This is a genomic window from Caulobacter sp. DWR3-1-2 (assembly GCF_049896225.1).
Taxonomy (GTDB): Bacteria; Pseudomonadota; Alphaproteobacteria; order Caulobacterales; family Caulobacteraceae; genus Caulobacter.
On record NZ_JAFCTW010000017.1, the window covers coordinates 22,249 to 34,256 of the forward strand.

General features: G+C 68.9%; 8 protein-coding genes. 2 read left to right on the forward strand and 6 right to left on the reverse strand.

Features of this window, described 5'->3' with window-relative positions; all coding sequences use genetic code 11:
- Positions 1 to 57 precede the first annotated feature (57 nt).
- Positions 58 to 1,212, forward strand: coding sequence for a D-alanyl-D-alanine carboxypeptidase family protein (locus ACP696_RS19085; RefSeq protein WP_426014123.1), 1,155 nt, complete (start codon positions 58 to 60; stop codon positions 1,210 to 1,212).
- On the opposite strand, the gene ACP696_RS19090 is transcribed toward ACP696_RS19085, so the two are convergent.
- Together ACP696_RS19090 and ACP696_RS19095 are read right to left on the reverse strand one after the other, a co-directional pair.
- Positions 1,106 to 3,622: an ABC transporter permease gene (locus ACP696_RS19090; RefSeq protein WP_426044178.1), complete on the reverse strand. Its 2,517-nt coding sequence runs from the start codon at positions 3,620 to 3,622 to the stop codon at positions 1,106 to 1,108. The two genes, ACP696_RS19085 and ACP696_RS19090, sit on opposite strands and share 107 nt — an antisense overlap.
- Positions 3,622 to 4,335: an ABC transporter ATP-binding protein gene (locus ACP696_RS19095; RefSeq protein WP_426044179.1), complete on the reverse strand. Its 714-nt coding sequence runs from the start codon at positions 4,333 to 4,335 to the stop codon at positions 3,622 to 3,624. Before ACP696_RS19095 ends, ACP696_RS19090 begins: the two co-directional genes overlap by 1 nt.
- 57 nt (positions 4,336 to 4,392) lie before the next feature.
- On the opposite strand from ACP696_RS19095, the gene ACP696_RS19100 reads away from it, so the two are divergent.
- Entirely contained in the window at positions 4,393 to 5,052 is a 660-nt protein-coding gene (locus ACP696_RS19100) for an arylesterase (protein ID WP_426044180.1), read from the forward strand.
- A gap of 116 nt (positions 5,053 to 5,168) precedes the next feature.
- On the opposite strand, the gene ACP696_RS19105 is transcribed toward ACP696_RS19100, so the two are convergent.
- From ACP696_RS19105 to mgrA, 4 genes are all read right to left on the reverse strand, one after another.
- Positions 5,169 to 6,275, reverse strand: a complete 1,107-nt coding sequence (locus ACP696_RS19105; protein WP_426014115.1) for a YeiH family protein — start codon at positions 6,273 to 6,275, stop codon at positions 5,169 to 5,171.
- A gap of 137 nt (positions 6,276 to 6,412) precedes the next feature.
- The gene (locus tag ACP696_RS19110) at positions 6,413 to 9,544 is read right to left on the reverse strand and encodes an efflux RND transporter permease subunit (RefSeq protein ID WP_426032071.1); all 3,132 of its coding nucleotides are present in this window, start codon (positions 9,542 to 9,544) and stop codon (positions 6,413 to 6,415) included.
- A gap of 9 nt (positions 9,545 to 9,553) precedes the next feature.
- The gene (locus ACP696_RS19115; RefSeq protein ID WP_426032069.1) at positions 9,554 to 10,675 is read right to left on the reverse strand and encodes an efflux RND transporter periplasmic adaptor subunit; all 1,122 of its coding nucleotides are present in this window, start codon (positions 10,673 to 10,675) and stop codon (positions 9,554 to 9,556) included.
- 178 nt (positions 10,676 to 10,853) lie between these two features.
- On the reverse strand, positions 10,854 to 11,870 hold the full coding sequence (gene mgrA / locus ACP696_RS19120; protein WP_426032086.1) for an L-glyceraldehyde 3-phosphate reductase: 1,017 nt from the start codon (positions 11,868 to 11,870) through the stop codon (positions 10,854 to 10,856).
- Positions 11,871 to 12,008: the final 138 nt, after the last annotated feature.

Here is a 12,008-nt window from a genome sequence, read left to right on the forward strand (position 1 = left end):
TAGCCACTCTGAAGCCTTCAGCCATGGCTAAGTTCCAAAGTGGCGGGGGAGCCCCTATTGAAGATCCTGCGTCGGCTGATCTGGGTGTTCGGAGCGCTGGCCGTGCTCGTCGCGGCGTTCTTCGCTTGGGTGAACTGGCCCAACAGGCCCGCGCCTTCCGTGCCGCCGCCGTCGGTCTCGGCGCCGCGTCCGCCGGTCGAGTATGAGCCGCCGAGCTATTTGCCATCGAACGATCCGCCGTCGGCGCCGAATGTCGCTTCCGCGCCGATCGCCGGCGGACCGCCCGAGGACTGCCAGCCGGGCGGTCCCTCGGTCAGCGCCGCGCCGGTCAACGCCGCTTCGCTGGGCACGATGGCCTGGGCGCCGTTCGGCAGGGGCGAGACCGGCTGGGAGATCTACGCCCCGCGTGTCGCCAACGAGATCGCCACCGCCTGCGCGCCGGGAACGCCGCGCTTCGCCGACGCCCTGGCGCGCTGGCAGGGCGGCCACGGTCTGAAGGCGACAGGCACTTTCGATCCGGACACCTTCAAGGTGATGCTTGTGCGCTGGCACCGGGCGCGGCCGTTCGTGCGGGTCAATGGAGAGGGCGTCTGCCCCAATGCGCCGGCGGTCTCGAGCCTGGCCACCGCGCGGCCGCAGGAAAGCTTTGGCGGCAAGATCATTCAGCTGCGCCCCGGCGCATTGGAGGCCTATCGCCGGATGTACGCCGAGGCCAAGGCCGCCGGCGTGCTCACCCGCCCTGAGGCCCTGACCATCTATTCCGGCTTCCGCGACCCGGCGGCCGACGCCGCCCGCTGCGCCCGCGACAACAATTGCCAGGGCATGGTCCGCACCATCTGCTCGGCCCACCGAACCGGTCTGGCGATGGACGTCTATATCGCCGCCGCCCTGGGCTTTGGCCCCGATAGCAGCAACGACGCCAACCGGCTGATCATGACCCGGTCGGACCTCTATCGCTGGCTGGTCGCCAACGCCGGTCGCTTCGGCTTCGTCAACTATGTCTACGAGCCCTGGCACTGGGAGTGGACGGGCGAGCCGATGCTGCCCGGCGTGCCGATCAACAGCCTGCCGCAGGCCGGGTCGGGCAGCGCGACAGACCCCCTGCTCAATCCGCCCGCAGCACCGGCGCCGGTCGTTGCGCCAGCGCCAGCGCCGCCGCCAAAAGCCCGCCCGCCGTCGAAACCCCCGCCGCGCCGGCCAGCAGGATCATGACCCCGCCCCAGTCGACGCTCCAGCTGGCCTCGAACACCTTGACCACCACGGGCCAGGCGGCGGCGAAACCCAACGTCACGCCCGCCGTGCCCGCGATCAGCCCGACCGCGCCATATTCGATGGCGTAGGCCAGCAGGATCTGGCCGCGCGTCGCGCCAAGCACCTTGAGCGTGGCGGCCTCGCGGGCCCGGGCTCGCGCTCCTGCGGCGATGGCCCCGGCCAGCACCAGCAGGCCCGCCAGCCCCGCCACCGCCGCCGCGCCGCGAACGGCGAGGGCCAGGCGGTCGAACAGGGCGGCCGCCGCATCAAGCTGCTCGCGGACGCTGATCACGTTGACGCTCGGAAAGCTGGTCCCCAGACGGCGGGTCAGAGCCGCCTCCCGCGCCTTGTCCAGGCGGACGATCGCGACACTGCGCAGGTCAGCGCCTTCGAGCGCCTGGGTGTTGAGGATCAGGTTGAAGTTGGGGCCAAAGCCGCCGAACTCGATCTTGCGCAACACCGCGACCCTGGCGTCGATGTCGCGGCCCAGGATGCTGAGGGTGACGATATCGCCGAGCTTGAGCCCGGCGGCGTCGGCGATCTCGGTGTTGAGGGCCAGCAGGGGCGGGCCGGCATAGCCGGGCTTCCACCAATGACCGCCGACCGTGCCGGGGTCGGTGGGTTCGCCGGCCAGAAGCGACAGGCCGATGTCGTTGTCGAACGCCCAGCGTTGGCCGGGTTTGATGGTCTGCAGATCGACGGGCTTGCCCTTCAGGCCGCTAATGCGGCCGGTGGCGAACGGCATGCGCAGATAGGTCTTGGGCGTCAGCGGGCCGATCGCCTTGGCGACCTCGGCGTCGAAGGCGGCGGCCTGGTCGCCGGGGATCTCGGTGAAGACCATGGTTGGGGCGGTGCGCGGCGCGGTGGTGGTGATCTGGGCCAATAGGGCCGACTGGATCAGCACCACGCAGGCCAGCAAAGCCACGCCCAGGCCGATGGCCGGGCTGGCGGTGCGGGCCGCCGAGCGCGGTCCGGCCAGGTTGGCCAAGCCGAGCTTGGCGGGGCCGCTGGCCAGTCGCCGGACCTTGCCCGCGCCCCAGGCGGCGGCCCGACCCAGCGCCCAGAGGATCGCGAACGACACGATGACGCCGGCGATCATGATCCCCGCCGCCACGGGGGTCGGAGCGGTGACGACGGCCAGGGCGGCCAGGCCCGCGCCGGCCAGAACCGCGCCCACCGTTTCCAGGCTAAGCGGAATGCGACCGCCCAGGCTGCGGCGGAACAGGGCCGAAGGCGGCGTTCGCCGGGCCCGGGCCAGGGGAATCAGCGAGAAGGCCGCCGCCGCCAGCAGGCCGAACAAGCCGGCCTTGGCGAGGGGCCACGGATAGACCGCGAACAAGGCGGGGATCGGCAGGGACGAGCCGGCCAGCTGTCCCAGGATCAGCGGGGCGACGGCGCCGATCGCCAGGCCGATGGCGACGCCCGAGGCGGCCAGCACGCCGATCTGGATCAGGTAGAGGTTGCGGATCAAGGCCCCATCCGCACCGACAGCTTTGAGCACCGCGATCGACGGCTCGCGAGTGGCCAGATAGGCGCTGACGGCGCCAGCCACGCCCAGGCCGCCGGCCACGAGTGAAGCCAGTCCGATGAAGCCGAGGAAATATTCGAGCTGGTCGATCAACCGCCTCGCGCCGGGCGCGGCGTCGAGGCGGTCGCGGGCTTGCAGGCCGGCGTCGGGGAACTTGGCGACCGTGGCCTTGCCCAGGGCGCGGGGGTCCTGGCCAGGGGGCAGGGCGATGCGCACGGTGCGAGCCGACAGACCACCCGTCGCCAGCAGACCCGTACGTTGCAGAACGTCGTCGCGCACCATGACGCGCGGCCCCAGCGAGAAACCTCGGGAAAGCCCGTCAGGCTCGCTCACCAGCACGGCGCGGGCGATGAGAGTGACCGGCCCGGCCTCGAACCGGTCGCCGAGTTTCAGGTGCAGGCGGTCCAGCAACGCCGGCTCGACCGCCGCGCCGGGGACACCGTCGCGGTCGGCCAAGGCGGCGACGACGCTGGGGGCGCCATCGAGTTTTACCGTGCCGGCCAGCGGGAAGCGGCCGTCGACGCCGCGCAGGCTGACCAGCCGGCGTTCCCCATTGGGGGCTTCGGCCATGGCCCGCGCGCCGGCGGTGTAGGTGGTGACGCCCAGCCGGTCGAAGGCGGCGCGTTCGGCGGGGGTGAAGTCGCGGTTCTCGATCGAGAACGACAGGTCGCCGCCTAGGATCTCGCGCGCCTGGCTGGCCAGGCCGTGGCGAAAAGCCTCGGCTGTCGAGCCAGCGGCGGCGATGGCCGCCACGCCCAGGGCCAGGCAGGCCAGGAAGATGCGAAAGCCGCGAACGCCCGAACGCAGCTCGCGGGCGGCCAGTTTCAGCGAGAGAGCGGCCATCAGGCTTCGATCTTGCCGACGATTTGGCCGTCCGCCATCCGTACGATGCGATCGGCGCGCTCGGCCAGCACCGGGTCGTGGGTGACCATGACCAGGGCGGAGCCGACCTCGGCCACCAGAGCGAACATCAGGTCGGCGACGGTGGTGGCGGTCTTGGCGTCGAGATTGCCGGTGGGCTCGTCCGCGAACAGCAAGGCCGGCCGCGCGGCCAGGGCCCGGGCCAGGGCCACCCGCTGTTGCTCGCCGCCCGACAGCTGGTGCGGATAGTGGGTGAGGCGGTGGGGCAGGCCCACGCGGTCCAGCCATTGTCGCGCGGTGGGCAGGGCGTCCCTGGCGCCGGCGATCTCCAGCGGGGTGGCGACGTTTTCCTCGGCGGTCATGTTGGGCAGCAGGTGGAACGCTTGGAAAACCAGGGCCGCGCGGCCTCGCCGCAGCTTGGCCCGGCCGTCTTCATCGAGCTTGGCGAGATCTTGGTTGAACAACCGCACGACCCCCGAGGTCGGCTGCTCCAACCCGGCGCCGACCGCGATCAGCGATGACTTGCCCGAGCCCGAGGGACCGATCACCGCCACCCGCTCGCCAGGGTTCACCGTCAGATCGACGCCCCGCAGAATGTGCACGGGTCCGGCCGCCGAAGGCAGGGTCAGGGTGACGGCTTCAAGGGCGAGGACAGGCGTGGAAGCGGGCAGGGGCGGCGAAGTGGCGTTGGACATGAAACTTCCTGAATCCCCACCCATTGTTGGGACGAGCGCCAACCTACATAGGAAGACATGAGCCTGACCGCACCGCGTTTTCTCAGCCGTCGCCAGATCGCCCTCGGTCTGATCGCCGCCTCACAGGTCGCCGCCACGCCGGTGATCCCGCCCAAGTCGCCCGTGGTCACCGTGCTGGGCGACTCGATCACCGCCGGCCTGGGCCTGCCGGCCCGCGACGCGATGCCGGCGCAACTGCAGGTCGCCCTGCAGCGCATGAACGTATTCGCCAAGGTACGCGCGGCGGGAGTGTCGGGCGACACCAGCGGCGGCGGGCTGGCGCGGGTCAATTTCAGCATCGCGCCCGACACCGCCCTGTGCGTGGTGGCGCTGGGCGGCAACGACCTGTTGCAGGGCGTCGAGCCCCGAGTGACCAAGGCCAATCTGCGCTCCATAATGCAAAGCCTGAGAAACCGGCGCATCCGCACCGTCTTGGTCGGCATCGCGGCGCCGCCACTGATCGGCGGGTCGTACGCCCGCGATTTCAACGCGATCTATCCAGCCTTGGCGAAGGAGTTCGCGGCGCCGCTCTATCCTAACCTGCTGGCCGGAGTGGGCGGTTCGCGGCAACTGATGCAGGGCGACGGCATCCATCCCAATGCGGCGGGCGCCAGGCTCATTGGCCAGAAGCTGGCGCCGCTGGTGGCCCAGGCGCTGCGGACGGCGCGGACGACGTGAGTCCTGGTGTCGCCAACCCGTCGCAACACCTTTCGCCCGTAAAACTGCCATCCCGGATCTTCGCGCTGCGCGCTCGTCCGGGATGACAAGGCTTTTAGGTGAGAATGGTTAGACGCCTAGGTGAAGACCTCCACCGCCACCAGCACCACCCCCGCGATCCACGCGGTTTCGATCACCATCAGCGCGACAGGACGCCAGCCGGCGGTGATCAGGTCCTTGAACGAGGTCTTCATGCCGAGGCCGGCGATGGCGGTGACCAGGCACCAGCGCGAAACTTCGCTGGCCGCGTCGGTGACCGGCTTGGCCAGCCAGCCGAGGCTGTTGATGACCACGAGCGCCGCGAAACCGACCAGGAACAGCGGCACGGTCGGCTTCGCGCCGCCGCTCGCGCCGGGACCCATGCGCGCCACGACGAAGGCGATGCCGAAGACCACCGGCAGCAGCATGGTCACCCGCAGCAGCTTCACATAGGTGGCCACGTCGCCGGTGTGCGGCGAGATCATGTAGCCTGCCCCCACCACCTGGGCGACGTCGTGGATGGTGCCGCCCAGGAAGATCCCCGCCCGAGTATGATCCAGGTGCAGGGCCGCCGTCAGCAGCGGATAGGTGATCATGGCGATGGTCGACAGGGCCGTGACCGTGACCACGGCCAGGATGGTGTCGCGCTCGCTGTCCTTGGTGCGGGGCAGCACCGAGGCGATGGCCAGGGCCGCCGAGGCGCCGCAGATGCCGACCGCGCCGCCGGACAGGACGCCGAAGCTGGAGCGCAGGCCCAGGCGCTTGGACAGCACCGCGCCCAGCAGGATCGTGGAGCCGATGGCGATGACCACGGTGACGATCGGCGTCAGGCCCAGGCCCAGGATCTGGCTGGCGGTGATCCGCGCGCCAAGCAGGGCGACGCCGAACCGCAGGATGGCCTTGGACGAGAACTCGATGCCGGGAATGCAGCGGCCTTCCTGGTGCAGGAAGTGGAAGGTCATGCCAAACAGCAGGGCGAACAGCATGACCGGCGCGCCGTAGTGCTGCGACAGCCACGAGGCGGCCAGGGCGATGGTCACCGCCACGAGCACGCCGGGATAGAGCTTGATCAGCGCCGCCTGGCCGGGGAAGCCCACCTTCGCCGTTGGCGCGCTCGCCTCGGGCCGGGAGAGGCCCTCCATGCCTTCCAGTGACTGGAACAGCGCACGGGCGGCGGCGGTGTCGGTGTCGAGATCGGAATGCATGCGCGGGCCCCGGGGCCGGCGAGTCGCACCGGTCACGAAGGGATCGAGACCCGATGGCGGGCGCCGGGACAAGTAAAAAAGCCCCCTCGCCGTCTGGCGAGGGGGCTCGAATGTCGTCTGACGGCGCAGACCGGGGGTTAAAGCTCCCGGCCGCCGCCGCCGAAGACCGGCTCCGAAGGCGGCGCCTGGACGTGGGTGGGCGTGGCGTGCTGGTGCTTGAACATCTTGTCGGTGATCTTGCTGGACCAGTTCTTCAGCTTGTCCATGAACACGAACACCACCGGGATGTAGAGCAGCGACAGGAAGGTCGAGGTGATCAGCCCGCCGATCACCGCGATGGCCATGGGCGCGCGGAACTCGACGTCGGCGCCAAAGCCGAACGCCACCGGCGCCATGCCTGCGGCCATCGCGACCGTGGTCATGATGATCGGCCGAGCCCGCTTGTGGGCCGCGTCGAGCAGGGCCTCGTGGCGGCTCATGCCGCCCTTCATGGCCATGATCGCGTACTCGACCAGCAGGATCGAGTTCTTGGCCGCGATGCCCATCAGCATCAGGATGCCGATCAGGGTCGACATCGAGAAGCTGCTCTTGGCCAGCACCAGCAGCAGGAAGGCGCCGCCGATGGCCAGGGGCAGAGCAGCCATGATGGTCACCGGATGGGCGAAGCTGCGAAACAGCAGCACCAGCACCACGTACATCAGCAGGATGCCGGTGATCAGGGCGGCCATGAAGCCGGTGACCATCTCCTGAATGAACTCGGCGTCGCCAGCCGCCACTTCCTTGACGCCGGTCGGCAGAGTCTTGACCGACGACAGGGCGTGAACGCGCTTGCTGGCCTCGCCGACCACGATGCCGTCGAGCTCGGCGGTGATCTCGGCCACCCGGGCCCGGTCCTGCCGCGAAATCTGCGACGGGCCGGCGCCGTAGCGGACGTCGGCCACGGCGTTCAGGGGCACCGAGCCGCCGTGGCTGGACGGCACCTTCAAGGTTTCCAGCACCGACATGTCTTGGCGGGCGTCGTCGGTCAGGCGCAGGCGAATCGGCACTTGGCGGTCGCCCAGATTATATTTGGGCAGCGACTGGTCGATGTCGCCGATGGTGGCGACGCGCACGGCTTGCGAGATCGCGCCAGCGGTGACCCCGGCCCGCGCGGCCTGGTCGGGCTTGGGCGAGACGATGATCTCGGGCCGGGCGATGGCGGCGGTGTTGACCACATTGGCCAGGCCCGGGACGTTGCGCATCTGGGCCTCGACCGAGCGGGCGGCGGCTTCCAGTTGCGGACCGTTGTCGCCCACCAGGCGTAGCGTGTAGCTGGAGCCGTCGCTGGGACCACCGCCGTTGTTGCTGCCGGCCCCGATCCGCGCGCCGGGGATCGCCTTGAACTGATCGACCATCTGGCGGCTGAAGTCGCGCTGGCTCATCCGCTGGCCCTTGCCGACCAGATCGGCGGTCAGCTCGGCCTTGTTGACCCCGTCGTTGCCGACCGAGGCGTAGACCCCGGTCACTTCCGGACGAGCCCGAAGTTCGCGGGTCATGCGCTGGGCGATGGCGTCGGTCTCGTTGAGCGTCGCCCCCGGCGGCAGCTCGAGGCTGAACGGCGCCCGCCCGCGGTCGGCGGCCGGCTGGAACTCGAAGGGCAGATGGGTGGCCAGGAAGACGGTGCCGACCAGCATCGGTATGGCCAGCAGGGCCACGATGATCTTGTGGCCCAGCGCCCAGTTCAGGCTCTTGAGATAGGGCCCCATCCACGCCGGATCCTTGTCCGGCTTGTTGTGGGCCTTGAGCATATAGGCCCCCATCAGCGGAGTCAGCATGCGGGCGACCAGCAGCGAGAACAGCACCGAGACGCAGGCGGCAAGGGCGAAGGCCTTGAAGAACTGGCCGATGATTCCGGGCATGAAGCCGACCGGCGCGAACACCGCTACGATGGTGAAGGTGGTGGCGACGACCGCCAGGCCGATCTCGTCGGCCGCCTCCATGGCCGCGTGATAGGGCGATTTCCCGCCTCTCATGTGCCGGACGATGTTCTCGATCTCGACGATGGCGTCATCGACCAGAATGCCGACGGTGAGGGACAGCGCCAGCAGGGTCACGCCGTTCAACGACTGGCCGAGCGGGGCCATGATCGCGAAAGTCGGGAATAGCGACAGGGGAATGGCAACGGCCGCCAGGAAGGTGGCGCGCCAGTCGCGTAGGAACAGAAGCACCACCAGCACCGCCAGCAGGGCGCCCAGGCCGAGCGCCTCCAGCGAAGCATAGTAGCTCTGCTCGATATATTTCACGTTCGAGGTCAGCTCGACGATCTGAAGCTCGGGGTGCTCCTTGTCGAGCTTCTCAACCTCCTTGCGGACCTTCTCGGCGACCTTGACCTCGGAGGCGCCGCGCGAGCGGACCATGTTGAAGGTCACGACTTCCTGGTTGTTGAACCGCGCCTGGTCGCGCGGTTCGGCCCAGTGGTCGGTGACCTCGCCCAGGTCGCCCAGGCGCACGGTCTCGCCGTTGTTCAGCTGGACGCGGGTCTCGCGCAGTTGATCTACGGTGTTGGCCGCGCCGAGGGTGCGGATGGCGCGCTCGGAGCCGGAGACGGTGACCCGGCCGCCGGGCAGGTCGGCATTGGCCGATTGCAGGGCGCGGCTGACTTCGGCCGCGGTGACGCCCCGGGCCGACAGGCGATCGGGGTCGAGGGCGACCTGAATCTCGCGATTGACGCCGCCCCGGCGGTTCACTTGGCCAATTCCCTTGATGGACAGCAACGCGCGGCTAACGTCGTTGTCGACGAACCAACTGCGCTGTTCAGGGGTCAGGTTTGGGGCCTGGACGACGTAGGTGATCAGCGGATTACCTGAGATGTCGATGCGCGTGACATTGGGGATCTGCATGTCCTGCGGCAGGGCGCTCTGCAGATTGGCCATGGCGTTGCGGACATCGTTGGTGACCCGCTCGTGATCGACGCCCAGTTCGAATTCGATAAAGGTCGAGGAATAGCCGTCGCCGACCGTCGAGCTGATGTGGCGCACCTGGCCAAGGCCGGCGATCGAGTCCTCGATCAGCCGGGTGACCTGGGTCTCCAGCTCGGTCGGCGCGGCGCCGGGGCGCGAGGCGTTGACGATGACCAGCGGCAGGTCGACGTCGGGATTGTCGTTGATCCGCATGCTGGTGAAGCCAGAGACGCCGGCGATGGTCAGCAGCAGGAACAGCAGGATGACGGGGATCGGGTTCCTGATCGCCCAGCGCGAGATGTTGTTTTGGTTGGGGTTCGGATTTTCCATCGCGATCCCCTAGCGCTTGGCCGCGACGACGCGCACGGCGTCGTTATCACCCAGGAAGCCCGCGCCCTCGACCACGACGCGCTCGCCGGCCAACAGGCCCTCGGCGGCGGTCTGGTTGGCGTTGCGCGACAGGATGTCGATGCGCCTGAACCGGGCGTGGTTGTTGGCGTCGACCACGAACACGCCCGACTGGTTTTGCCTGTATAGAATGGCGGCGGTCGGGATTGTCGGGGCGGGGCGGACGCCCGCCGAGATCTGGGCGCGGGCGAACATGCCCGAGCGGAAGCCGCTGCCGGGGGCCAGGCTGATGCGCGCCAGGCCGACACGGGTTTGGGCGTTGACCTCGGACGTGACGATGCGAACCGTGCCGGTGGTCTGGCCGACCTGGTCGGAGGTCACGGTGGCGGGCATGCCGGCCTGGACCGCCAGCAGGTTGGTCTCGGGAATCTCGGCGTCAAGCTCCAGCCGGCCATCGCGGACGATGCGGAACAGCTCGGTTCCGGCCGAGACGATCTGGCCCTTGGTCACGCTGCGGCGGCTGATCAGACCCGAGACCGGGGCGCGGATCGCGGCCTGGCCAAGGCGGGCGAAGGTCTCGTTGCGCGAGGCGTCGGCGGAGGCGAGTTGGGCCAGGGCGGTCTGCTGGCGGGCGGTGGCGGTGTCGAGCGAGGCTTGCGACAGATAGCCCTTGGCCTGCAGTTCGCGCGAACGGCCCAGCGCGGCGGTAGCTTCGGCCAGGGTGGCCTTGGCGCTGGCCACCGAGGCTTCCTGCTGGCGAAGCTGGGCGCGCAGCATGGTGTCGTTTAGCGAGACCAGGATCTGGCCCTGGCGAACGGTCTGGCCTTCCTCGGCATTGACCGAGACGGCGGTCAGGCCTCCGGTCTCGGCGCCGACAGGCACCTCTTCCCATGGCGTGACGGTGCCCGAGGCGCTGATCAGCCGGGGCAGGGACTGGATGGTGACTGGCACGACGCTGACCGTCAGGCTAGCGGTCACGCCCGGCTTCTTGGCGGTGTCGGTCTTGGCCTTGTCCTTGCCTTGGTCGCAGGCTGTCAGGCTCAGTGCGCCGATGCAAAGCACCAACGGCAACGCAGTCGAACGCAGGCCGCGTTTATTAATCCGTTGATGCACGACGAACCTCAGCTCCGGTGGTTTGAACAGCCAATCGCCTTCTAGCCGAGAAACGGCGTTCGCCGGATTAAATGATCGTAAGGCTTGGATGTCGGGGCATGGCCTCGTCGGATTTGAGCTTTCTGTGACATCGCGGACGCAATCCACGCGTCGATGCGCCCCGCCTGGAAGGGTCGGCTCAGCCTTTGGGGAGGTCCGACGCCGACAGGTTCGACGAGATCTTCCAGAGGTCGATCGCGCCCTCGGTGGCGTGGCGATCGATCTGGGCCAGCTCTTCGGCGGTGAAGGACAGGGTGTTGAGCGCCGCCAGGGAGTCTTCCATCTGGGCCACCGTACGGGCGCCGATCAGGGCCGAGGTGATGCGCGGATCGCGCAGCACCCAGGCCAGGGCCATCTGGGCCAGGCTCTGGCCGCGCGCGCTGGCGATCTCGTTGAGCGCCTGAATGCGGGCCAGATTGTCGGCGCTCAGCAGATGACCGCCCAGCGAGCCCGCCTTGGCCGCGCGCGAGTCCTGCGGCACGCCGCCGAGGTATTTGTTGGTCAGCATGCCTTGGGCGAGCGGCGAGAAGGCGATGCAGCCGACGCCGAGGTCGTCCAGGGTGTCCAGCAGGCCGTCCTCGATCCAGCGGTTGAGCATGGAGTAGGACGGCTGGTGGATCAGCAACGGCACGCCCTCGGCCTTGAGGATGGCCGCCGCCTGGCGGGTCAACTCGGGCGAATAGGACGAGATGCCCACGTACAGCGCCTTGCCCTGGCGATGCAGATGGGCCAGGGCGCCCATGGTCTCCTCCAGCGGCGTCGTGGGATCGACGCGGTGCGAATAGAAAATGTCGACATAGTCGACGCCCATGCGCTTGAGGCTCTGGTCACAGCTGGCGATCAGGTACTTCCGCGAACCGCCAACCTTGCCGTAGGGACCTGGCCACATGTCCCAGCCGGCCTTGGTGGAAAGGATCAGTTCGTCGCGGTGGGCGGCGAAGTCGCTGGCCATGACCTTGCCGAAATTCTCCTCGGCCGAGCCGTAGGGCGGGCCGTAATTGTTGGCCAGGTCGAAATGGGTGACGCCCAGGTCGAAGGCCCGGCGCAGGATGGCGCGGCCAGTTTCGAAGACGTCGGCGCCGCCGAAGTTCTGCCACAGCCCCAAAGAGATCGCCGGCAGGTCCAGGCCGCTGCGGCCGGTCCGGCGGTAGGGCATGGCGTCATAGCGGGTGCCGGCGGCGACGTAGGGCTTCTGCACGGGACGGTTCCTGTGGGGGACTCAGGGGCGGGATGGAATGGCGCGAATTCTCTGCAGTGTCATCCAGAACGAAACCCACCGCCGTTTTCCCGGCGA